The sequence below is a fragment of the Streptococcus sp. KHUD_013 genome, from assembly GCF_052588545.1.
The window spans coordinates 1677820-1701420 of sequence record NZ_CP186264.1 but is presented as its reverse complement, the minus strand read 5'-3'; the positions used below and the strand labels follow the sequence as shown (position 1 = coordinate 1701420).

At 45.0% G+C, this 23601-nt stretch carries 18 protein-coding genes; all 18 read left to right on the top strand.

Features of this window, described 5'->3' with window-relative positions:
* The first annotated feature begins 57 nt into the window (after positions 1 to 57).
* On the top strand, positions 58 to 750 hold the full coding sequence (locus ACOXXR_RS08155; protein ID WP_006595038.1) for an amino acid ABC transporter permease: 693 nt from the start codon (positions 58 to 60) through the stop codon (positions 748 to 750).
* 3 nt (positions 751 to 753) lie between these two features.
* Positions 754 to 1440, top strand: coding sequence for an amino acid ABC transporter permease (locus ACOXXR_RS08150; protein ID WP_006595037.1), 687 nt, complete (start codon positions 754 to 756; stop codon positions 1438 to 1440).
* A gap of 19 nt (positions 1441 to 1459) precedes the next feature.
* Complete coding sequence (locus ACOXXR_RS08145) at positions 1460 to 2224, top strand: amino acid ABC transporter ATP-binding protein (RefSeq protein WP_006595036.1); 765 nt, start codon at positions 1460 to 1462, stop codon at positions 2222 to 2224.
* A gap of 358 nt (positions 2225 to 2582) precedes the next feature.
* Positions 2583 to 4688, top strand: coding sequence for an ATP-dependent Clp protease ATP-binding subunit (locus ACOXXR_RS08140; RefSeq protein ID WP_445278401.1), 2106 nt, complete (start codon positions 2583 to 2585; stop codon positions 4686 to 4688).
* A 290-nt stretch (positions 4689 to 4978) separates the two neighbouring features.
* Positions 4979 to 5224 carry a hypothetical protein gene (locus ACOXXR_RS08135; RefSeq protein WP_023022151.1) on the top strand — a complete coding sequence of 82 codons (246 nt, stop codon included), beginning with the start codon at positions 4979 to 4981 and terminating at the stop codon, positions 5222 to 5224.
* A 187-nt stretch (positions 5225 to 5411) separates the two neighbouring features.
* Positions 5412 to 5741 carry a preprotein translocase subunit YajC gene (gene yajC, locus ACOXXR_RS08130; protein ID WP_445278400.1) on the top strand — a complete coding sequence of 110 codons (330 nt, stop codon included), beginning with the start codon at positions 5412 to 5414 and terminating at the stop codon, positions 5739 to 5741.
* Between the two features lie 131 nt (positions 5742 to 5872).
* Entirely contained in the window at positions 5873 to 6622 is a 750-nt protein-coding gene (locus ACOXXR_RS08125) for an isoprenyl transferase (RefSeq protein ID WP_023022153.1), read from the top strand.
* Between the two features lie 11 nt (positions 6623 to 6633).
* A complete protein-coding gene (locus tag ACOXXR_RS08120) occupies positions 6634 to 7437 on the top strand; it encodes a phosphatidate cytidylyltransferase (protein ID WP_023022154.1) in 804 nt (267 codons plus the stop codon).
* 41 nt (positions 7438 to 7478) lie between these two features.
* Entirely contained in the window at positions 7479 to 8738 is a 1260-nt protein-coding gene (rseP, locus tag ACOXXR_RS08115; RefSeq protein ID WP_195610825.1) for an RIP metalloprotease RseP, read from the top strand.
* 17 nt (positions 8739 to 8755) lie between these two features.
* Positions 8756 to 10606, top strand: a complete 1851-nt coding sequence (locus ACOXXR_RS08110) for a proline--tRNA ligase (RefSeq protein ID WP_195610826.1) — start codon at positions 8756 to 8758, stop codon at positions 10604 to 10606.
* A gap of 142 nt (positions 10607 to 10748) precedes the next feature.
* Positions 10749 to 15140: a PolC-type DNA polymerase III gene (locus tag ACOXXR_RS08105; RefSeq protein WP_445278399.1), complete on the top strand. Its 4392-nt coding sequence runs from the start codon at positions 10749 to 10751 to the stop codon at positions 15138 to 15140.
* Positions 15141 to 15177: 37 nt separating this feature from the next.
* Positions 15178 to 15870, top strand: coding sequence for a hypothetical protein (locus tag ACOXXR_RS08100; RefSeq protein ID WP_445278398.1), 693 nt, complete (start codon positions 15178 to 15180; stop codon positions 15868 to 15870).
* Entirely contained in the window at positions 15870 to 16019 is a 150-nt protein-coding gene (locus ACOXXR_RS08095; protein ID WP_023022162.1) for a hypothetical protein, read from the top strand. The genes ACOXXR_RS08100 and ACOXXR_RS08095 overlap by 1 nt, the downstream gene beginning before the upstream one ends.
* Before the next feature lie 18 nt (positions 16020 to 16037).
* Positions 16038 to 17279: an aminopeptidase gene (locus ACOXXR_RS08090; RefSeq protein WP_445278397.1), complete on the top strand. Its 1242-nt coding sequence runs from the start codon at positions 16038 to 16040 to the stop codon at positions 17277 to 17279.
* A gap of 648 nt (positions 17280 to 17927) precedes the next feature.
* The gene (locus tag ACOXXR_RS08085; protein ID WP_445278396.1) at positions 17928 to 21494 is read left to right on the top strand and encodes a family 20 glycosylhydrolase; all 3567 of its coding nucleotides are present in this window, start codon (positions 17928 to 17930) and stop codon (positions 21492 to 21494) included.
* 146 nt (positions 21495 to 21640) lie between these two features.
* Positions 21641 to 22387: a tRNA pseudouridine(38-40) synthase TruA gene (gene truA / locus ACOXXR_RS08080; RefSeq protein WP_445278395.1), complete on the top strand. Its 747-nt coding sequence runs from the start codon at positions 21641 to 21643 to the stop codon at positions 22385 to 22387.
* Complete coding sequence (locus ACOXXR_RS08075; protein WP_445278394.1) at positions 22380 to 23141, top strand: bifunctional hydroxymethylpyrimidine kinase/phosphomethylpyrimidine kinase; 762 nt, start codon at positions 22380 to 22382, stop codon at positions 23139 to 23141. The genes truA and ACOXXR_RS08075 overlap by 8 nt, the downstream gene beginning before the upstream one ends.
* Positions 23131 to 23601, top strand: a complete 471-nt coding sequence (locus tag ACOXXR_RS08070) for an ECF transporter S component (protein ID WP_048789871.1) — start codon at positions 23131 to 23133, stop codon at positions 23599 to 23601. Before ACOXXR_RS08075 ends, ACOXXR_RS08070 begins: the two co-directional genes overlap by 11 nt.

Here is a 23601-nt window from a genome sequence, read left to right as displayed (position 1 = left end):
GGGTGCGCATAGCCCCAGCTTCCTTATTTCTATACGGATACAGAAAGGAAAAGAAACATGGTCTCATACGACATTTCCAAGGTCTGGACTTTTCTCCCAACCTTGGTCCAAGCCCTACCAGCGACCCTAGCTTTGATGGTGTTAACGACGCTTCTAGGTTCGGCATTTGGCTTGGTTTTGACCTGGGCACAAGTATCAGAAGATAAGGTAGGAGCAGGTCTGGCCAAAGGCTATGTCTTTACCTTGCGTTGTACCCCTCCGATTGTCTTGCTCTTTTTGGTCTTTTATGGACTGCCCCAATTTTTGAACTGGTGGTTGGGCATTGACATTGACCACTGGTCCAAGTTTGTCTTTGTCCTGATTGCCATGTTTCTTCTCTTTGCGGCAATGATTTCTGAGGTCTTTAAGGCAGCCTATTTGGCCATTCCAAAAGGTCAGATGGAAGCGGGCTTGAGTATTGGTTTGACACCAGCTCAGACTATTTGGCGGATTGTCCTTCCACAAGCCTTTCGCGTGGCTCTTCCAAATATGACGACTGCCATCTTGAACCTCATGCGCGATGCGGCATTGGCTTATACCATTGGCTTTATCGATATCATGGGAGCAGGAAACAACTTGATCAGTCGCAATCTTGGAAATTATTCCCTCGAGACCTATACAGCCGTAGCAGTGATCTACTGGGCTATTGCCCTTGTGATTTCCTTCTCCGCTCAATTGCTTGAAAAACGACTCAGTGTAACAGAAAGGTAGCTTATGGATTTCAATTTTATTAGTAAAACGTTTCTAGCCACCTTGGGTGGCGTTCCAGTGACCCTTCTGATCATGGTCGTATCGATTCTCTTGAGTTTTTTTCCAGCCCTCTTTTTGGCACTCGGCCAGATCTATAAGGTCAAAGGGGTTCGCAGTTTCTCAGTGGTTTACTTAGCCTTTATCCGCGCGACACCTCCAATTCTCTTGATTCTCTTCTTTTATAGTCTCTTTCCCAGTCTCTTAAATAGCTTTTTTAAGAGCATAGGCAGTCACTTTAATGTCTTTGAGATCAATCCCATTTACTATGCCTTTATCATCTTTAGCTTGATGACGACAGGAAGTCTAGCTGAAATTTTACGGTCAGCCATTCTGACGGTGGATAAGGGCCAGCTAGAAGCAGCGCAAGCCATTGGCTTGACCAACCGCCAAGCCTATATCCGCATTGTTTTTCCACAAGCCTTGCGTGCGGCCCTGCCTAATCTGTGTAACCTGGTCATCAACTTGGTCAAAGGAACCTCCCTTGTCTTTGTCATGACCATCAAGGATATCACCGCCATTGCCAAGGTCGAAGCCTCTTATGGCTATCAATATTTTGAATCCTATTTAGTGATTTTTATTCTTTATATTGTCATTTGTGGGGTGATTCAGTGGGGATTCAACCTCTTAGAAAAACGCCTGACACTCGCATAGAAGAAGGAGAAATGAGAAGATGTTAGAAGTAGAACACGTATCGAAAAAATTTAAGGACCACCAAGTCTTGGTAGATGTTAATCTCAAGGTCAACCAAGGGGATGTCGTCGTTATTTTGGGTCCATCTGGATCAGGAAAAACAACCTTCCTTCGCTGCCTCAATCACTTGGAAAAGGCAGACACAGGCCGTTTGACTTTGGGTGGAAAAGAGTATGATCTCTCAAAGCTCAGCAAAAAAGAAATTCTAGAAATCCGCCAAAAGACAGCCTTTGTCTTCCAGCATTACAATCTCTTTGCTAATAAAACAGCGATTGAAAATATCTTAGAGGGCCTGATTGTGGCTCGGAAGATTCCAAAAGAAGAAGCCATCCAACGGGCAGAATCCGCCCTTGAAAAAGTCGGCCTCCTCGCTTATAAGGATTACTATCCTTCTCAATTGTCAGGTGGTCAGCAGCAACGGATCGGGATTGCGCGTGCCATCGCAGTGAAACCCGACGTGATCTTGCTGGATGAGCCAACTTCAGCGCTAGACCCAGAATTGGTCGGGGACGTCTTAGATGTCATGAAGCAATTGGCTCAAGAAGGCGTAACCATGGTTGTCGTAACCCATGAGATGGGCTTCGCGCGTGATGTGGCCAACCACGTCATCTTTATGGATGGCGGGCACATCATCGAAGAAAATGAACCGCATGAATTCTTCAACAGTCCAAAAGAAGAACGAACCAAACAATTCCTTTCACGGATTCTATCCGACGCCACCTACAGCGTCGAATACATGATTTGATAAGAGGCACACCCTGGTAAGGGTGTGTTTTTTTGCTTCGGAAAAATTTTTTTAAAAAATGTAAAAAATTATGTAAAAAAGTGTTGACAAAAAACCCAGTCTGCTTTATAATAATTTATGTAAACAAAAAGAGGTTGAGAAAATCTCAAAAGTTTACAGGATCAATAGTGGAAAGGAGATGGTGAAATGCTATTTCCAAAATATAGAAAACTAATTGATAAAAGAAGAAATACAAGATCCTAGCCCTCGAGGCTATTCATTTAAAAGTAAAATAAAATTATGTAAAAAACATAAAGTAGCCAAATCGGCTACTCATTTTCAAGAATAAATTAAAATTATGTAAAACGAGGTAATAACTATGAACAACAACTTTAACAATATGGATGATCTTTTCAATCAACTAATGGGAAACATGGGTGGTTTTCGTTCTGAAAGCCGTCGCTACATGATCAATGGTCGTGAAGTAACACCTGAAGAATTCGCCATTTACCGTCAAACTGGTCAACTTCCAACTGAAGGAAGTGAGCCCGTGCAACACCAACAAGGCAAAGGCATGAAACAAGATGGGATCCTTGCGAAGCTTGGTCGTAACTTGACCGAAGAAGCTCGTGAAGGTAAGCTAGATCCAGTTATTGGACGTAACAAAGAAATTCAAGAAACAGCTGAAATCTTGTCTCGTCGTACCAAGAACAATCCTGTCCTTGTCGGGGATGCAGGTGTTGGTAAGACGGCTGTTGTAGAAGGATTGGCTCAAGCTATCGTGAACGGTGATGTTCCAGCAGCTATCAAGAACAAAGAAATCATCTCGATTGATATTTCTGGTCTAGAAGCTGGTACGCAATACCGTGGTAGCTTCGAAGAAAATATCCAAAATATGATCCAAGAAGTCAAAGCAATGGGCAATGTCATCCTCTTCTTCGATGAAATCCACCAAATTCTTGGTGCAGGTAGCACAGGAGATGGACAAGGATCTAAAGGTCTTGCGGATATCTTGAAACCAGCTCTTTCTCGTGGTGAATTAACCGTGATTGGGGCAACTACTCAAGATGAATACCGTAACACCATCTTGAAAAATGCTGCCCTTGCTCGTCGTTTCAACGAAGTCAAGGTCAATGCTCCTTCTGCTGAAGATACCTTCAAGATTCTCCAAGGAATCCGTGATCTTTACGAAAAACACCACAATGTTGTCTTGCCAGATGAAGTCTTGAAAGCAGCAGTTGATTATTCTGTTCAATACATTCCACAACGGAGCTTGCCTGATAAGGCCATCGACTTGGTTGATGTGACAGCTGCTCACTTGGCAGCCCAACATCCAGTAACAGATGTGCACGCAGTGGAACATGAAATTGATGAAGAAAAAGCAAAACAAGAAGAAGCTGTAGCTAAAGAAGATTACGAAGCAGCTTTGAAAGCAAAAGTTCGCATCGAAGAACTGGAAAAGAAAATTGCTAACCATACGGAAGACCATAAAGTAACAGCAACAATCAACGATGTGGCTGAATCAGTAGAACGGATGACGGGTATTCCAGTTTCTCAAATGGGAGCAACCGATATCGAACGCTTGAAAGATATGGGACACCGTTTGCAAACGAAAGTTATCGGTCAAGACAAGGCCGTTGAAGCCGTTGCCAAAGCGATTCGTCGGAACCGTGCAGGATTTGACGAAGGCAACCGTCCAATCGGTAGCTTCCTCTTCGTAGGACCTACTGGTGTCGGTAAGACTGAGTTGGCTAAACAATTGGCCCTTGATATGTTTGGTACCAAAGATGCCATCATCCGTTTGGACATGTCAGAATACAGCGATCGTACAGCCGTATCTAAGTTGATTGGTACCACTGCCGGTTATGTTGGTTACGATGATAACAACAATACCTTGACAGAACGTGTACGTCGCAATCCTTACTCTATCGTCCTTCTTGATGAGATTGAAAAGGCGGATCCGCAAGTGATCACCCTGCTCCTTCAAGTCTTGGATGATGGTCGTTTGACAGATGGTCAAGGAAACACCGTTAACTTCAAGAATACGGTCATTATCGCTACTTCAAACGCTGGCTTTGGTTATGAGGCTAACTTGACAGAAGATGCTGACAAACCAGAACTCATGGATCGTTTGAAACCATTCTTCCGTCCAGAATTCCTAAACCGCTTCAATGCTGTCATCGAATTCTCACACTTGAGCAAGGAAGACCTTTCTAAGATTGTTGACTTGATGTTAGCAGAAGTGAATAAAACGCTTGCTAAGAAAGGCATTGATTTGACAGTTACCGATGCAGCTAAAGAATATATGACTGAAGAAGGATACGATGAAGTCATGGGTGTTCGTCCACTCCGTCGTGTGGTTGAACAACAAATCCGTGATAAGGTGACAGACTTCCACTTGGATAACCTTGACGCAAAACACTTGTTGGCTGATATGGAAGATGGAGAATTGGTTATTAAAGAGAATGGAACCTCAGAAGAATAACCGAGACATCTATCTCCATAAACAAGAGAAAATCAGTTTGAAAAAGAAGGCTAGGAAGAAATTCTTAGCCTTTTTAATGTCAACAAAAGAAAATATATGAGGTATAGTTTTATCGTTTTTTTTCCCAGAAAGTGAAAAATGATAAAAAATAGGTATGTTTTTTCATAAATTAGTGCAAAATACAGCATGAAAATGCCTTAGAAAGCGTCTGTAAGCAAGATTTTCTTATAAATGAACAAATAAATTATATAATATATAAAAGACTAAATTTAAGGGGATAGGATGATTTTATGAAAAATCCAATTGATATTTATTCGACAAAAGATTATAAGAAAGTTGAAGCTGTCGTTCAATTGATGGTGGATGGAAAGGTGACAAGTTATAGAGTAGCGACCGAGACAGATATTAGTAAGATGAGTCTAGCTACCTTGACAAAAGGAACCAGTAAAATTAAAAACATTACCTACCAAACAGCCATGTTGTTGATTGAATGGTATGATAAAAATCATGAAAAATATGGAATCACAATCGATTAGCAAAAACCTATTTTTTATGGTTTTTTCTTTTTCTAAAAAAAGAAACACTAGGAAAGCTGTCTGGATCGAATAGTGAGCAGACCATCTCCATCTACCGACTTATTTTTTGAAAATCAGGGGTTCGTATTGAAAATACCTATAAAATTTGCTATAGTAGAGCATATATGATTTAAAAAGGAGAAATGGTATGCAAAGTGGTACAACCTTGCTATTTATGCTTGCGCTAATGGTCGGAATGATGTTCTTCATGAGCCGTAGCCAAAAGAAACAATACCAAAAACGGATGGAAAGCTTGAACAAGCTTCAAAAAGGGTATGAAGTGATTACCATCGGTGGTTTGTATGGAACAGTTGATGAAGTAGATACTGAACGGAAAACCGTTGTCTTGGATGTGGATGGCGTATATCTCACATTTGAATTGACAGCTATTAAAACAGTTTTGCCAGTTTCAGAAGGAGTGACAGCTGGTGCAGTTGAAGGCGCTGGCGAATCAGATTCTATCATCGACGATGAATAATAAGAAGGAGCGATCAAAAGGTCGCTTTTTTCATTTTTAGCTAGATCCCCCTAGAAAAGGGACAAGACTGCCATTTTAAGCGGATTTATGATATAATGAAGCGATAAAAACAGTGAAATAGGTAGAAAAACATGTTTCGTTTTAAAAAGAAAGAAAAGTTAAGTGTTCCCCTAGAAGTGCCCAAGCATATTGGAATTATCATGGATGGGAATGGTCGTTGGGCCAAAAAACGGATGCAACCTCGTGTCTTTGGGCATAAAGCTGGTATGGAGGCTTTGCAAGAAGTAACCATTGCAGCCAAGGAGATGGGTGTGCAGGCCCTAACGGTCTATGCTTTCTCAACTGAAAACTGGACACGTCCTCAACAGGAAGTGAGCTTTATCATGAATCTTCCAGTTGAATTCTATGACCGCTTTGTTCCAGAGCTTCACAAAAATAATGTGAAGATCCAGATGATTGGCGAGGTTTCCCGTCTTCCGAAGGAAACCTTGGAGGCTCTGGAAAAGGCAGAGGCCTTAACACGCTCCAATACAGGCTTGATATTGAATTTCGCCTTGAACTATGGAGGACGGGCAGAACTGACCCAAGCAGTCAAACAAATTGCCCAGGAAGTCCTAGATGCGCGCTTGAATCCAGGCGATATTTCAGAAGAGATGATTGCCAATTATTTGTATACCAGTAGTCTACCCAAGGACTTACGAGATCCTGACCTGATTATTCGGACCAGTGGGGAGCTTCGCTTGAGTAACTTTTTGCCTTGGCAAGCGGCCTATAGTGAGCTTTACTTTACCGATGTGATGTGGCCGGATTTTGGAGAAAAGGCCTTGCATGATGCAATAGAAGAATACAGCCATCGTCATCGACGCTTTGGTGGTGTATAGGAGAGAAATATATGAGAAAAGATTTACAGAAGCGAGTGATTTTTGGAGGAATCGCCTTAGCTTTCTTTATTCCAGTCGTCCTTATTGGAGGAGTTGTTTTTCAGATTGTAGTGGGACTCATCGCTATGTTGGGTGTTCATGAATTGCTGAAAATGAAAGGCTTGCAGACCGAAACCATCGAAGGAGCCTTGGCTATGCTAGCAGCTCTTGTGTTGGCTCTGCCATTAGAGAGTTACCTCCCTTTCTTGCCAGCAGGTGGCAATTTCATCGCCTACGGCCTTTTGGTCTTATTATTGATGGGGACAACTGTCTTGGCGCAAGGCTATACCTATGACGAGGTTGTCTATCCGATTGCTTCCAGCTTTTATGTTGGTTTTGGCTTCCATGCCTTGATTCAAGCTCGCTTAGCAGGTGTGGATAAGATTCTTTTGGCCCTCTTTATTGTTTGGGCAACGGATTCAGGGGCCTATTTCATTGGGAGCCAGTTCGGTAAGAAAAAACTCTTGCCAAGAGTATCGCCCAATAAGACTGTTGAAGGAAGTCTAGGTGGGATAGCTTGTGCTGTCGTCGTGACACTGATCTTTATGATACTAGATCGTACTGTTGCAGGATCTTACGGTTGGGTGACCATGATTCTCTTTACTATTCTTTTCAGTATAGCAGCTCAGTTTGGTGACTTAGTTGAAAGTGCCATCAAGCGCCATTTTGGAGTGAAAGACTCTGGCCGTTTTATTCCTGGCCACGGTGGTGTCTTAGATCGATTTGATAGCTTGATTTTTGTCTTCCCACTGATGCTATTCTTCGGTCTGTTTTAAACAGAAATCATCCAATCATCAGATAAAACGAAGGAGCGTGTATGCAATTTATTGCCTTTATTATCATTTTTGGCGTCATTGTCCTAGTGCATGAGTTCGGTCATTTCTATTTTGCAAAAAAATCAGGCATCCTAGTCCGCGAGTTTGCGATTGGGATGGGGCCGAAGATTTTTGCCCATGTAGGCAAGGACGGAACAGCCTATACTATTCGAATCCTTCCATTGGGGGGCTATGTCCGAATGGCAGGCTGGGGCGAAGATACGACAGAGATTAAGACAGGAACGCCTGTCAGTCTAACTTTGAACCCTGAGGGAACAGTTGTTCGGATCAACCTTTCTGGGAAAAATATCGATCAGACAGCTATTCCTATGAATGTCACGGATTTTGATTTTGAGGATAAACTTGAAATCACAGGAATCGTCATCGAAGAGACTAAGACCTATCCCGTCCACCATGATGCCACCATCGTTGAGGAAGATGGGACAGAAGTACGGATTGCTCCTCTGGATGTGCAGTATCAAAATGCTAGTATCTGGGGACGTCTGATAACCAACTTTGCTGGTCCCATGAACAACTTTATCTTGAGCATTGTCGTCTACTCTCTCCTATCCTTTATGCGAGGAGGAGCAGTGGACTACTATAGTAACCATGTTCAGGTCGTTCCTCAAGGAGTGGTGGCTAAGGCTGGTTTGAAAGACAATGACCAGATCGTTCAGATTAATGACTATAAGGTTTCCAACTGGGATGAGTTGACAGATTCTGTCCAGAAGGCGACCCGTAACCAAGGAAAAAATCCAGAAGTAACGATTACCTATGAACGAGACGGGAAAACTCAAAAAGTGACGGTTCAACCAGAAGAAGATGGGGGACGGTATTATATCGGTGTGACCAATGCTGTCAAGACAGGCTTCCTAGATAAGCTTTTCTCAGGTGTGACAGATACCTGGTACACAGCAACTCGTATTTTGACGGCCTTGAAGGATATCATCTTCCACTTTAGTTTGAACAAGTTGGGTGGTCCGGTAGCGATCTACAAAGCTAGTTCGCAAGCTGCGGAGCTAGGACTTCCAGCTATCCTATCCTTGATGGCCATGCTGTCTATTAATATCGGAATCTTTAACTTGATTCCTATTCCGGCTTTGGATGGTGGGAAAATCTTGATCAATCTGATCGAGCTTGTTCGTAGAAAACCTCTTAAACAGGAGGTAGAAACCTACTTGACCCTTGCTGGAGTGGCGGTAATGGTTATCCTGATGATTGCCGTGACTTGGAACGATATCATGAAATTATTTTTGAAATAGAAAAGGAATGAATCTGAATGAAACAAAGTAAAATGCTTATTCCAACACTTCGCGAAATGCCAAGTGATGCCCAGGTCATCAGCCACGCTTTGATGCTCCGTGCTGGTTATGTTCGTCAAGTATCAGCAGGTGTTTACTCTTACCTACCACTTGCCAACCGTGTGATCGAAAAAGCTAAGAAGATCATGCGTCAGGAATTTGATAAGATTGGTGCCGTTGAGATGTTGGCTCCAGCCCTTCTCAGCGCTGACCTTTGGCGCGAATCTGGCCGTTATGAAACTTACGGGGAAGACTTGTACAAATTGAAAAATCGTGAGAAGTCAGACTTTATCTTGGGTCCAACTCACGAAGAAACTTTCACAGCTATTGTCCGTGATTCTGTTAAGTCTTACAAGCAATTACCACTGAATCTCTACCAAATCCAACCCAAGTACCGTGATGAAAAACGTCCACGGAATGGACTTCTTCGGACCCGTGAGTTCATCATGAAAGATGGTTATAGCTTCCACGCTAACTACGATAGCTTGGATGTGACCTATGATGAGTACAAGGCAGCCTATGAGCGTATCTTCACTCGTAGTGGCTTGGACTTCAAAGCGATCATCGGTGATGGTGGTGCCATGGGTGGTAAGGATAGCCAAGAGTTTATGGCCATCACACCTGCTCGTACAGACCTTGACCGTTGGGTGGTGTTAGACAAGTCAGTTGCATCATTTGACGAAATTCCTACAGAAGTGCAAGAAGAAATTAAGGCAGAATTGCTCAAATGGATGGTTTCTGGTGAAGATACGATTGCCTACTCAAGTGAGTCAAGCTATGCAGCTAACTTGGAAATGGCGACAAACGCCTACAAACCAAGCAACCGTGTTGTGACGGAAGAAGAAGTGGCTCGTGTGGAAACACCAGGTGTCAAATCAATTGATGAAGTAGCGGCCTTCTTGAATATCTCTGAAGACCAAACAATCAAGACCTTGGTTTATATCGCAGATCAAGAGCCAGTTGTAGCTCTACTGGTTGGCAACGACCAACTCAATGAAGTCAAGTTGAAAAACCACCTTGGAGCAGACTTCTTGGAACCTGCAACTGAGGCAGAGGTGAAAGAATTATTGGGAGCTGACTTTGGTTCTCTTGGTCCAGTCAATCTTCCAGAAACTGTCAAAATTATTGCAGATCGCAAAGTGCAAGATAGCCACAATGCTGTTGTGGGTGCTAACCAAGATGGCTACCACTTGACGGGTGTGAATCCAGGCCGTGACTTTACTGCCGAATATGTGGATATCCGTGAAGTGCGTGAGGGTGAAATCTCTCCAGATGGACAAGGTGTTCTCAACTTTGCGCGTGGGATCGAGATTGGTCACATCTTCAAACTCGGTACTCGCTACTCAGCAAGTATGGGTGCAGATGTCTTGGATGAAAATGGCCGTGCTGTGCCAATCATCATGGGCTGCTATGGTATCGGTGTGAGTCGTCTCCTTTCAGCAGTCATGGAACAACACGCTCGCCTCTTCGTTAACAAGACACCAAAAGGTGAATACCGTTACGCTTGGGGAATCAACTTCCCTAAAGAATTGGCGCCGTTTGATGTGCATTTGATTCCAGTAAATGTCAAAGACGAAGCCTCTCTTGAATTGACTAGCAAGATCGAAGACCAATTGGTCAAGGCTGGCTACGAAGTCTTGGTGGATGACCGTAACGAACGTGCAGGTGTTAAATTTAGCGATAGTGACTTGATTGGTTTGCCAATCCGCATCACTGTTGGGAAGAAAGCAGCTGACGGTATCGTAGAAGTGAAAATCAAAGCTTCAGGAGACACGATTGAAGTGCATGCAGACAACCTGCTTGAAACCCTTTCAATTTTAAATAAATAAGCAATAGTAGAAGGCTAGGATGCTCAACACCCTAGCCTTCTTTTTTGTAAGCTGAGCCAGCTAGACGAAAGGACCTTCTGACAGTCGAAAAGTTAGGCGAAATATGATAAAATAAAGGCTAGTAATTCGTCAGGGAGAAATCATGTCAACTAGCTTTGAAATCTTAATGAATCAGTTAGGGATGCCTTTGGAAATGCGTGAATCAGGCGCTTTTGAAGGGGCTGAAATCCAAGAGGTCATCGTCCATAAGCTCAGTCGTGTTTGGGAATTTCGTTTTGTTTTTGCCGAAATTCTTCCCATCACGATTTTTCAGGAGCTCAAAAATCGCTTGGTTGAGGAGTTTTCAAAGACAGGCAATCGAGCGGTGTTTGAGATTCAGGTAAAGAATCCAACTTTTAGTGAGGACCTCTTGCAAGCCTATTACCAGGAAGCTTTTGAAGATGGTCCCTGTGCGAGCCAGGGCTTTAAGAGCATGTATCAACACTTGCAGGTTCGTGCACAGGGAGAAGAGCTGATCATTAGTGGCCCTTCATCTGTGGATACGGAGCATCACCGGAAAAACCATCTGCCAAATCTTGCTAGTCAATTGACCAAGTTTGGTTTTCCCCATTTTCAGTGTCGGGTAGAAGCTGATGACCAGTTGACAGAAGAACTCCAACAGGCCTTCGAAGCTGAGAAGGATCAAATCTTCCAAGCAGCCAACGAAGAAACTTTGCGGGCTATGGAGTCCTTGTCTCAAATGGCTCCTCCACCAGCAGAGGAAAAACCAGCCTTTGATTTCAAAGCCAAAAAGGCTGCGGCCAAGCCTAAGCTGGATAAGGCAGAGATCACTCCTATGATTGATATCACGACAGAAGAGAACCGCATCGTTTTTGAAGGGGTAGTCTTTGATGTCGAGCAAAAGGTAACTCGGACAGGTCGAGTCTTGATCAATTTCAAGATGACCGACTATACCTCCAGTTTTTCGCTCCAGAAATGGGCTAAAAATGAAGAAGAAGCTCAGAAGTTTGATATGATCAAGAAAAACTCTTGGTTACGGGTTCGTGGGAATATCGAGGTCAATAACTTTACACGAGATTTGACCATGAATGTTCAAGATGTTCAAGAAGTGGTCCACTATGAGCGCAAGGATCTGATGCCAGAAGGCGAGCGTCGGGTCGAGTTCCATGCCCATACCAATATGTCGACCATGGATGCCCTACCTGAGGTAGAGGAGTTGGTCGCAAAAGCAGCCAAATGGGGGCACAAGGCAGTTGCTATTACCGATCATGGCAATGTGCAGTCTTTCCCTCATGGTTACAAGGCAGCTAAAAAAGCTGGTATCCAACTCATCTATGGGATGGAAGCCAATATCGTTGAAGACCGTGTACCGATTACCTACAATGAAGTCGATCTAGACCTTCATGAAGCGACCTATGTGGTTTTTGACGTGGAAACGACAGGACTCTCAGCCATTTACAATGATCTGATTCAGGTTGCCGCTTCTAAAATGCACAAGGGCAATATCATTGCTGAATTTGATGAGTTTATCAATCCAGGGCACCCCATTTCCGCCTTTACAACGGATCTGACAGGCATTACCGATGACCATGTTCGCAATGCCAAACCTTTGAAACAGGTCTTGGAGGAGTTCCAGGAATTTTGCAAGGATGCGGTTTTGGTTGCCCACAATGCCACTTTTGACGTGGGCTTCATGAATGCCAACTATGAGCGTCATGGCCTTCCCAAAATCACCCAGCCAGTAATTGATACGTTAGAGTTTGCTCGGAACCTTTATCCAGAGTACAAGCGTCATGGTTTGGGCCCCTTGACCAAGCGGTTTGGGGTTGCCTTGGAACATCACCATATGGCCAACTATGATGCGGAAGCGACGGGCCGCCTGCTCTTTATCTTTATCAAGGATGTAGCAGAAAAGCATGGCGTGACCAATCTTGCTAAGCTGAATTTGGATTTGATTAGTCCGGATTCCTACAAAAAGGCTCGGGTCAAACATGCAACCATCTATGTCAAGAACCAGACGGGCTTGAAAAACATGTTCAAATTGGTCTCCCTTTCCAATACTCAATATTTTGAGGGTGTTCCTCGGATTCCGAGAACGGTTTTAGATGCTCACCGGGAAGGCTTGATCCTGGGATCGGCTTGTTCTGAAGGAGAAGTCTTTGACGCGGTCGTCTCTCAGGGAGTTGATGCGGCAGTGGAAGTGGCCAAGTATTATGACTTTATCGAGGTCATGCCTCCAGCCATCTATGTGCCCCTCATTGCTAAAGAGCAGGTCAAAGACATGGACGAGCTCCAGACTATCATCAAGAGTTTGATTGAGGTGGGAGATCGCCTTGGCAAGCCAGTCCTCGCGACAGGAAATGTCCACTACCTTGAGCCCGAGGATGAGATTTATCGAGAAATCATTGTCCGCAGTCTTGGGCAAGGGGCCATGATTAACCGGACCATCGGTCATGGAGAAAACGCCCAACCTGCACCCCTACCAAAAGCCCATTTCCGTACAACCAATGAAATGCTGGATGAATTTGCTTTTCTAGGGGAAGACTTAGCACGAAAACTGGTCATTGAAAACACCAATGCTCTGGCAGAAATCTTTGAACCTGTCGAAGTGGTTAAGGGGGACCTCTATACCCCATTTATCGACAAGGCCGAAGAAACGGTTGCCGAATTGACCTATCAGAAGGCCTTTGAAATCTATGGCAATCCGCTACCTGATATTGTTGATTTACGGATTGAAAAAGAATTAACCTCTATCCTGGGGAATGGCTTCGCCGTGATCTATCTGGCTTCCCAACTCTTGGTGCACCGTTCCAATGAACGGGGCTACTTGGTTGGTTCCCGGGGATCTGTCGGCTCCAGTTTCGTTGCGACCATGATCGGGATTACCGAGGTTAATCCGCTCTCTCCTCACTATGTCTGCGGGGAGTGTAAATACAGTGAGTTTATCACGGATGGTTCTTATGGTTCAGGATTTGATATGCCCAATAAGGACTGTCCAAACTGTGGTCACCAACTCAGCAAAAACGGCCAAGACATTCCTTTCGAGACCTTTCTTGGTTTTGATGGGGACAAGGTACCCGATATCGATTTGAACTTCTCAGGGGAAGATCAGCCGAGTGCCCACTTGGATGTCCGTGATATTTTTGGAGAAGAATATGCCTTCCGGGCAGGAACAGTAGGTACAGTTGCAGCCAAGACCGCCTATGGGTTTGTTAAAGGCTATGAGCGGGACTACGGCAAGTATTACCGGGATGCAGAGGTGGAACGGCTAGCCCAGGGAGCAGCTGGGGTTAAACGGACGACCGGTCAGCACCCAGGGGGAATCGTTGTTATCCCTAACTATATGGATGTCTATGACTTCACCCCTGTGCAGTACCCAGCAGATGATGTGACAGCCGAATGGCAGACCACTCACTTTAACTTCCACGATATCGACGAGAACGTACTTAAACTCGATGTCCTGGGACACGATGATCCGACTATGATTCGCAAGCTCCAGGACTTATCAGGCATTGATCCAAACGATATTCCTATGGATGATCCAGGTGTCATGGCCCTCTTCTCAGGAACCGATATCTTAGGAGTCACACCGGAGCAAATCGGTACCTCGACTGGTATGCTGGGGATCCCAGAGTTTGGGACCAACTTTGTTCGGGGCATGGTCGATGAGACTCATCCGACCACCTTTGCCGAGTTGCTTCAGCTTTCTGGTCTGTCTCACGGTACCGACGTATGGTTGGGAAATGCCCAAGACTTGATCAAGGCGGGTATTGCTGACCTATCAACCGTTATCGGATGTCGAGATGACATCATGGTTTACCTCATGCACGCTGGCCTAGATCCAAAAATGGCCTTTACCATCATGGAGCGGGTGCGGAAAGGCATGTGGCTCAAGATTCCTGAAGAAGAGCGCAATGGCTATATCGAGGCCATGAAGGCTAACAATGTACCTGAATGGTACATCGAATCTTGTGGGAAAATCAAGTACATGTTCCCCAAAGCCCATGCGGCAGCCTACGTTATGATGGCCTTGCGGGTGGCTTACTTTAAGGTTCATCATCCTCTCTACTATTACTGTGCTTACTTCTCAATCCGTGCCAAGGCCTTTGATATCAAGACCATGGGCGCAGGACTAGAAGCCGTGAAAGCGCGGATGAAGGAGATTGCTGAAAAACGCAAGAACAACGAAGCTTCCAACGTAGAAATTGACCTTTACACGACGCTTGAAATTGTCAATGAGATGTGGGAGCGAGGTTTCAAGTTTGGCAAGCTAGATCTCTATCGTAGTGATGCGACGGAATTCATCATCGATGGAGATACCCTTATTCCACCATTTGTCGCCATGGATGGATTGGGAGAGAACGTAGCCAAGCAGATTGTGCGAGCTCGCAAAGAAGGAGAATTCCTCTCTAAAACAGAGTTACGCAAACGTGGTGGCGTCTCCTCAACCTTGGTAGAAAAGATGGACGAGATGGGAATCCTTGGCAATATGCCAGAAGACAACCAGCTCAGTCTCTTTGATGATTTGTTTTAATGGATTCAACGATCCTCGCTCGGTTTGAGGTTGGTTAATGATAGAAAAGAAAAAAAGAGCAACACCCTGGAAGTCAGGGAAAGTCATTTCCATTCGCCTACGAAATGGTGTTTATGTCTTAGCACAAATGGTGCGAGAGCCCTATCTGGTATTTTTTAACCATTTTAAGGAGGAAAATAGCTGGAAGGGAGTGACCTTGAAAGAGGAGAATATTCTCTTTTGTAAAGCAGTCACTCGTCAGTTTCTACGCTCTAGTCCTGTAACGATTGTCAAAGATCTTGAGCCTCTCTTAGATTATCGGCTGCCTAAAGAATGGATTTATAGCCATATGGGAGGGCATCCGATTACGGTTTCGGTGAAGGGACGGGAGCGCCAAGTAGCTGGTTTTGGTCATCGGCTTTCTTTGGTTGAGGCGGATAAGGAAAGTGGCCAACCAGAGGATAATCCTCTGATGGGACTCTTCCAAGCCTATATCCTACCAGATATCCAAGAGCAAGATTGGGAGCGGGTCAGTCAGGCTGAGCTCATGTCTCTAGAAGTCTTTCCGACGCTCAATGAACGTCTTTATCTCTGCTCTCTCTATGGGAAAAATGTGAATCCAGAGCTAGATATCTCTTTGGGAAAGCCCCTGCCCGATGCTTATGAAACCTATCTCGATATTCTTACCAACAGCCCAGAGGTACGACGCCTCTATCTAGGTGAGGAGGATGCTAAGAAAGGAATAGAATGATGAGAGTCAAAATTTTTGCAGAAGACAAACCTGCTCAAAAAACATTTAGCTATCAATTAGAGCTAGATACCGATACAATTTTAAAAGTCACTGGCCTGGTCTGCTCCACTGTCGTGGTAGCAAACCTCTTGTCACTCTTAAAGGATTAATATAGAAAAGGATTGAACATGGTTTTACCAAATTTTAAAGAAAACTTAGAAAAATACGCAAAATTGTTGGTTGCAAACGGCATCAATGTGCAACCTGGCCATACCTTGGCTTTGAACATCGATGTGGAGCAAAGAGAATTGGCCCACTTGATTGTGAAGGAAGCCTATGCCTTGGGGGCACACGAAGTGATTGTCCAATGGGCAGATGATTTTACTACCCGTGAAAAATTCCTCCATGCACCGATGGATCGCTTGGACAATGTACCTGATTACAAGATTGCAGAGATGAACTACCTCTTGGAACACAAGGCAAGTCGCTTGGGTGTGCGTTCATCCGATCCAGGTGCCTTAAACGGTGTCGAGGCAGAAAAGCTTTCGGCTTCTGCTAAGGCTTTGGGCATGGCTATGAAACCAATGCGCATCGCCACTCAATCCAACAAGGTCAGCTGGACCGTTGCTGCAGCAGCAGGTTTAGAATGGGCGAAAAAAGTCTTCCCAAATGCGGCGAGCGATGAAGAAGCAGTGGATCTCCTGTGGGATCAGATCTTCAAGACCTGTCGGGTATACGAAGAAGATCCAGTCAAAGCTTGGGAAGAGCATGCAGCTATTCTCAAGAGCAAGGCAGATACACTTAATAAGGAACAATTCTCAGCCCTTCATTACACAGCACCAGGAACTGATTTGACTCTTGGCTTGCCGAAGAACCACGTCTGGGAATCTGCGGGGGCTATCAATGCCCAGGGCGAAGGCTTCTTGCCAAACATGCCGACAGAAGAGGTCTTCACAGCTCCTGACTTCCGTCGTGCAGAAGGCTATGTAACGTCTACAAAACCGCTTAGCTACAATGGGAACATCATCGAAGGCATCAAAGTGACCTTTGAAAATGGAGAAATTGTGGATATCACAGCTGAAAAAGGCGATCAAGTCATGAAAGATTTGGTCTTCAAAAACAAGGGAGCGCGTGCCTTGGGTGAATGTGCCCTTGTCCCAGATCCAAGCCCAATTTCACAGTCAGGCATCACCTTCTTCAACACCCTCTTTGATGAAAATGCTTCTAACCACTTGGCCATCGGGGCAGCCTATGCAACCAGTGTAGAAGGTGGCGCAGAGTTCACAGAAGAAGAACTCGAAGCAGCCGGCCTCAACCGCTCAGACGTCCACGTCGACTTCATGATCGGCTCAAGCCAAATGGATATCGACGGCATCCGAGAAGACGGCACCCGCGTCCCAGTCTTCCGTAACGGAGATTGGGCAATATAGGGAGCAAAACAGAAATCAGTAACTCGAAGAGTTTGATTTCGTAGTTTTGCCCCCACACAGTTGATTAGACTGGACGAAGAACCGAAAGGTTCAAGTACCGTCAATCAACCACTGTGCTAAGAGACAGAAATCGGTAGACGTAGTCTCGATTTCGTAGTCCTGCCCCCACACAGTTGATTAGACTGGACGAAGAACCGAAAGGTTCAAGTACCGTCAATCAACCACTGCGCCGAGAGACAGAAATCAGTAACTCGAAGAGTTTGATTTCTACCTCGCTTTTTGGATTCAAGGCTCGGGCAAAAAAGGTCCACAGGACCTTTTTAGTACCCCCGCACAGTTGATTAGGAAGGGCCTTGCTCCGCAATCCCTATCTGCCACCTCAAAACAGTGTTTTGGGCTATCAACCACTGTGCTGAGAGACAGAAATGAGCTACTCAGAGCCTTTGTTTTTAGAATACATCAAAAAAGAGTTTGGTTTTAACAGCCAAGCTCTTTTTTTGTGTCAGCTAGTTTTAATAAAATATAGGGATAAAATTTTATAGCTTCTTCTCTTAATTAAAGAACCTTTCAAAGAAGCCTTGACGGGGGCCTGTTTTCTAGATAGACTGGAAGTAAGCGTTTACACACAACAAATTTTAGGAGGTCCTGATGAAATCACATCAACCACGTTATGCTATTCGCAAGTATGCTGTAGGAGTTGCTTCGGTACTGGTTGGCTTTTTTGCTAGCGGTCAAGTCGTAGCAGCAGATACGCCAAGCGTTACAGAAAGCCCTGCAACGACTCTTCCGACACAGCCAAGTGAAGGAGACTTGCCTCAGTCTGCTACGGAGGAAACTGCTCAGCCGGTAGTAGAAAAACCAACAGCTCCTGCTCCAATCGTCGATCAAAGTCAACCGACCCTACCTGATCGAGAATTGCGCGCATCCGATCTTGATCGCTTGATTCGTGAAGAAGCGATCTCTGTTACAGAAGCTGATGGGACAGCTCAACCGGTTCCAGTAACAGCAGCGACTGAAACACCCGCTAAAGATCCAGAGCAAGAAGAAAAATTGGCCAAGAAAAAGGTCATCTCTATTGATGCGGGACGCAAATACTTCTCGCCTGATCAAATCAAGGAAATCATTGATGAAGCTAGCAAGACGGGTTATACCGATTTGCATCTCTTGGTGGGAAATGACGGTTTACGCTTTGTCCTTGATGACATGTCCTTGCAAGTGGGAGATGCGTCCTACTCAAGTCAAGCGGTCAAAGAGGCTGTAGAAAAAGGAACCAAAGCCTACTATGACGATCCAAATGGAACAGCCTTGACTCAGGCTCAAATGGATGAGATTTTGGCTTATGCCAAATCCAAGAATATAGGCGTCATTCCAACGATTAATAGCCCAGGGCACATGGATGCAATTTTGACAGCTATGGAGCAATTGGGAATCGAAAACCCTCACTTTAATTACTTTGGTACGAAAAAGTCAGAACGGACTGTCGATTTAGACAACCAAAAAGCTCTAGATTTCACTAAAGCCTTGGTGGACAAGTATGCGGCTTATTTCAGTGGCAAGACAGAAATCTTTAACATCGGCTTGGACGAATATGCCAATGATGCAACAGATGCCCATGGTTGGCAGGTCCTTCAAGCTAGCAAGCATTGGCCAGATGAAGGCTATCCAGATAAAGGCTACGAAAAATTCATCCAATATGCCAATGATCTAGCGGCTATTGTGAAAAAACACAAGATGAAACCAATGGCCTTCAACGACGGTATCTACTACAATGGCGATACCTCCTACGGAACCTTTGATAAGGATATCATTGTATCCTACTGGACAGGTGGATGGAACGGCTATGATGTGGCTTCGTCAAAATTCCTATCTGAGCTAGGCCATCAAATTCTTAACACCAATGATGCTTGGTATTATGTCCTCGGCCGGGACAAGGCTGGATCTGGTTGGTATAATCTGGATCAAGGACTCGAAGGGATTTCCAAGTCAGCGATTGATGTTGTTCAAAAAAATGATGGGGCTAAGGTTCCATTTATCGGTGGGATGGTAGCTGCCTGGGCAGATACACCATCTGCAACCTACAAAAAAGAGCTACTCTTCAAGCTCATGCACGCTTTTGCGGATAAGAATGCGGACTACTTTGTAGCAGATCCTGAAGTCGTTGAAAAAGCTCTGGCGGAAGCTCCAACTGATTTGGACCACTACACACCGGAATCCCTAGTAGCCTTTACAGCAGCAAAAAAGGCGCTGGAAGGAGTAGGAGCAGAGACGACTCGAGCAGAAGCTAAGGAACTAATTGCTTCTCTCAAAGCCGCTCAAGAGTCCTTAGTCTATACAGAAAGCTATGCCAAAGAGTTGGCAGACAAGGAAGCTGCTGAAAAACTAGCTAAGAGCAAGGTGATTTCCATTGACGCAGGACGCAAATACTTCTCATTGGATCAGCTGAAACGAATCGTGGACAAGGCCAGTGAGCTAGGCTACTCTGACTTGCACCTCCTTGTCGGAAACGATGGCATGCGCTTCGTCCTCGATGATATGACGGTGGAAGCTAATGGCAAGACTTATGCCAGCGATGACGTGAAACAGGCCCTTCTCGAAGGAACCAAGGCCTACTATGACGATCCAAATGGTCAAGCCTTGACCCAAGCAGAAATGGACGAATTGTTGGCTTATGCGACTTCGAAAGGAATTGGCTTGATCCCAGCAGTCAATAGTCCAGGTCATATGGATGCTATCTTGGTAGCGATGGAAAAACTAGGTATCGAACATCCACAAGCGACCTTTGATACGGTTTCTAAGACAACCATGGATCTGACCAACGAAGAAGCGGTTAATTTCACCAAGGCCCTCATTGGCAAGTACATGGACTATTTCAAAGGTAAGTCTAAGATCTTTAACTACGGAACAGACGAATACGCCAATGATGCTACTAATGCCCAAGGCTGGTACTACCTCAAATGGTATGAGCTCTATGGTAAGTTTGCGGACTATTCTAATAGTCTCGCTGCTATGGCTCGTGAAAAAGGCTTGCAGCCAATGGCCTTTAACGATGGCTTCTACTATGGAGACGAAGATGATGTTACCTTTGACAAGGACGTCTTGATTTCTTACTGGTCTAAAGGATGGTGGGGCTATAACCTCGCATCACCACAGTACCTCGCAGACAAGGGCTATAAATTCCTCAATACCAACGGTGACTGGTACTATGTTATGGGCCATAGAGGAGATCAAAGCTATCCACTCGATAAAGCTCTTCAACATTCAGAAACCGTTCCATTTGAACAATTAGCTTCAACCAAATACCCTGATGTGAAATTACCAGTGTCCGGAAGTATGTTGGGAATCTGGGCAGATGAACCAGCCAATGAATACAAGGAAGAAGAAGTCTTCCAGGTCATGGAAGCATTTGCCAACCACAATAAGGATTACTTCAAAGCTGACTATACAGCCCTTCGTGCGGCTCTTGCCAATGTTCCAACAGATCTTTCCATCTACACTGAGGAATCTCGTTCAGCTCTTGCAACGGTGCTAGATCAGTTAAATTGGAAGATCAGTCGTGCTCACCAAGAAAAAGTGGCAGAGCAGGTTGAACAGGTAACTCAAGCTCTCAGTCAATTGAAACCAATCACCCAAGTGGGAAGCCAAGCAGAAGATGATGTCAGAGCCTTGGTAGCAGACAAACCAAGCTTGGAAGTCGTCGAAAAAGAACTGGATTTTGAAGTTGTTGAACGGACCAATCCAGATCTAGCCAAGGGTGAACGAAAAGTGGTTCAAGCAGGTGCCAAAGGCCAACATCGTGAATTTGTTGCAGTATCTGCCCTTGATCAGAGCCACCAAGTGATAGGGACAGAAGTTTCGAAAGAAGCTGTTTCTGAGATTGTGGAAGTGGGAACCAAGGAGGCAGAAGTGGTCACTCCGACTCCAGGTTCACAGGATAGTCCGAGTCCTCAAGCAGACCTACCTCAAGTCGATCAAGGAGGTCATCATCAAGTCAGACCAGTAGCTCCTGAAGTGAAGCCGCTTGTGAACCCTCAACCAGCTCCAGTCGCTTCAGATCAAAAACCAGTAGAAGAGACTAAGCCAGCAGCGGTGCAAGATCAAGCACCTTCTAGCCAACAGCTTCCTGAAACTGGCCAAGAGTCCATCTTAGGTTTAGCCTTACTTGGAGCCATCTTAGGAGCGACAGGTATGAGCCTCAAAGGAAGGGAAGAAGACTAATCAGCCCCCCGATGGAACTAAGTTTTTCTAGTTTTCCAGAGATGGAAAAGGAAAGACTTGGTTCTTTTTTTGTCCCAAAAACTGTACCCGGACAGTTGTCACTTTTCTGCCTTGTTCCGCTTGGATGAACTTGATAAAATAAAAACATGACACGATACAAAGCAACTATTTCTTACGATGGAACTCTATTTGCGGGTTTCCAACGACAACCGCATGCGCGTAGTGTGCAAGAAGAAATCGAGAAGACCTTGATGCGTCTGAATCAAGGAAATCCTGTGACCATTCACGGAGCGGGACGGACGGATGCAGGTGTCCATGCCCTTGGCCAGGTCGTCCATTTTGATCTCCCCCAGCCACGGGATGAGGAAAAACTCCGCTTTGCCCTCGATACTCAAACTCCAGAGGATATTGATTTCATCCGGGTGGAGCAAGTAGCAGATGACTTTCACTCACGTTACAAGAAGCACAGCAAGACTTACGAATTCATTGTGGATTATGGTCGCCCCAAGAACCCTATGATGCGCCACTATGCCACCCACTATCCCTACCCCTTGGATATGGCCAAGATGCAAGTAGCCATCCAAAAATTGGAGGGAACCCATGATTTCACTGGATTTACTGCTTCGGGTACCAGTGTGGAAGACAAGGTTCGAACGATTACAGAGGCCCGCTTGATCGAGGATGCGGCAAATCATCGCCTTCTCTTTATTTTTTCGGGCAATGGCTTTCTCTACAAACAGATCCGCAATATGGTGGGGACCTTGCTAAAGATTGGCAATGGACGAATGCCGGTGGAGCAAATTGACTTGATTTTAGAAAAAAAGGACCGCAATTTAGCAGGTCCTACAGCAGCGCCAAATGGCTTATACTTAAAGGAGATCCGTTATGAGTAATGAATTGATTCTAGCTATTTCAGGAAATGATATTTTTAGTGGGGGAGGCCTTCATGCGGACCTTGCGACCTATACAACCAACAAACAGCATGGTTTTGTAGCGGTGACTTGTTTGACAGCCATGACCGAGCATGGTTTTGAAGTCATTCCGGTGGATCCGACGACCTTTGCCCAACAGCTCAACTCTCTCAAGGATGTTCCTTTTTCTGCTATTAAGCTCGGCCTCTTGCCAAATGTTGAAGTAGCAGATCTGACCTTGGACTACGTCAAGGACCATGCGGATATCCCTGTCGTCTTAGACCCTGTCTTGGTCTGCAAGGAAACCCATGATGTGGAAGTATCAGCCCTTCGAGATGAATTAATCAGATTCTTCCCTTCTGTGACCATCATCACACCAAACTTACCAGAGGCTGAGATCTTGACCCAAAGCAAAATTCAATCGCTCGATGATATGAAGGAGGCTGCTCGTAAACTCCATGAATTAGGAGCAGCGACTGTCGTGGTCAAAGGGGGCAATCGCCTCAACAAGGAAAAAGCCATCGATGTCTTTTATGACGGCCAAGACTTTACGGTCTTCGAAGAAGACGTTTTAGAAAAGAATAATACAGGAGCTGGTTGTACTTTTGCCTCTAGCATAGCAAGCCAGTTAGTCCAAGGGAAGGCAACCTTAGAAGCTGTCAAAGCCTCTAAAGACTTTGTCTACCAAGCCATTCAAAAATCAGATCAATATGGAGTAGTTCAATATGACCAATAAACGGACCCAAGTAATCGCGCATTTAGCCATTTTAACCGCCTTGACAGTTGTACTAGGCTATTATACTAAGTTGCCAACTCCTACCGGGATGGTGACCTTGCTGGATCTAGGTGTCTACTTTACTGCCTTTTATCTGGGACGCAAAGAAGGAGCAGTGGTCGGTGGTCTTGGTGCCTTTCTCTTGGACCTCCTCTCTGGCTATCCTCAATGGATGTTCTTTAGTCTCTTGTTCCACGGAGCTCAAGGCTACTTTGCTGGTTTTAAAGGAAAAGCCCGTTACATCGGTCTGCTTCTAGGAACGGTTATCATGGTAGGTGGTTATGCCCTAGCTTCAGCACTCTTTTTAGGAAATACCTGGGTAGCGGCCATTGAAGAGGTTCCTCATAATCTGGTTCAAAACTTCGTTGGGATGGCTCTGGGATATGCTCTGTATCATTTCTTACCAAAGAAGGGAAATTAG

What these genes read in the sequence shown, in the direction of transcription:
- ACOXXR_RS08155 (WP_006595038.1), top strand. Translation starts at nt 58, where the DNA reads ATGGTCTCATACGACATTTCCAAGGTCTGGACTTTTCTCCCAACCTTG.
- ACOXXR_RS08150 (WP_006595037.1), top strand. Translation starts at nt 754, where the DNA reads ATGGATTTCAATTTTATTAGTAAAACGTTTCTAGCCACCTTGGGTGGC.
- ACOXXR_RS08145 (WP_006595036.1), top strand. Translation starts at nt 1,460, where the DNA reads ATGTTAGAAGTAGAACACGTATCGAAAAAATTTAAGGACCACCAAGTC.
- ACOXXR_RS08140 (WP_445278401.1), top strand. Translation starts at nt 2,583, where the DNA reads ATGAACAACAACTTTAACAATATGGATGATCTTTTCAATCAACTAATG.
- ACOXXR_RS08135 (WP_023022151.1), top strand. Translation starts at nt 4,979, where the DNA reads ATGAAAAATCCAATTGATATTTATTCGACAAAAGATTATAAGAAAGTT.
- yajC (WP_445278400.1), top strand. Translation starts at nt 5,412, where the DNA reads ATGCAAAGTGGTACAACCTTGCTATTTATGCTTGCGCTAATGGTCGGA.
- ACOXXR_RS08125 (WP_023022153.1), top strand. Translation starts at nt 5,873, where the DNA reads ATGTTTCGTTTTAAAAAGAAAGAAAAGTTAAGTGTTCCCCTAGAAGTG.
- ACOXXR_RS08120 (WP_023022154.1), top strand. Translation starts at nt 6,634, where the DNA reads ATGAGAAAAGATTTACAGAAGCGAGTGATTTTTGGAGGAATCGCCTTA.
- rseP (WP_195610825.1), top strand. Translation starts at nt 7,479, where the DNA reads ATGCAATTTATTGCCTTTATTATCATTTTTGGCGTCATTGTCCTAGTG.
- ACOXXR_RS08110 (WP_195610826.1), top strand. Translation starts at nt 8,756, where the DNA reads ATGAAACAAAGTAAAATGCTTATTCCAACACTTCGCGAAATGCCAAGT.
- ACOXXR_RS08105 (WP_445278399.1), top strand. Translation starts at nt 10,749, where the DNA reads ATGTCAACTAGCTTTGAAATCTTAATGAATCAGTTAGGGATGCCTTTG.
- ACOXXR_RS08100 (WP_445278398.1), top strand. Translation starts at nt 15,178, where the DNA reads ATGATAGAAAAGAAAAAAAGAGCAACACCCTGGAAGTCAGGGAAAGTC.
- ACOXXR_RS08095 (WP_023022162.1), top strand. Translation starts at nt 15,870, where the DNA reads ATGAGAGTCAAAATTTTTGCAGAAGACAAACCTGCTCAAAAAACATTT.
- ACOXXR_RS08090 (WP_445278397.1), top strand. Translation starts at nt 16,038, where the DNA reads ATGGTTTTACCAAATTTTAAAGAAAACTTAGAAAAATACGCAAAATTG.
- ACOXXR_RS08085 (WP_445278396.1), top strand. Translation starts at nt 17,928, where the DNA reads ATGAAATCACATCAACCACGTTATGCTATTCGCAAGTATGCTGTAGGA.
- truA (WP_445278395.1), top strand. Translation starts at nt 21,641, where the DNA reads ATGACACGATACAAAGCAACTATTTCTTACGATGGAACTCTATTTGCG.
- ACOXXR_RS08075 (WP_445278394.1), top strand. Translation starts at nt 22,380, where the DNA reads ATGAGTAATGAATTGATTCTAGCTATTTCAGGAAATGATATTTTTAGT.
- ACOXXR_RS08070 (WP_048789871.1), top strand. Translation starts at nt 23,131, where the DNA reads ATGACCAATAAACGGACCCAAGTAATCGCGCATTTAGCCATTTTAACC.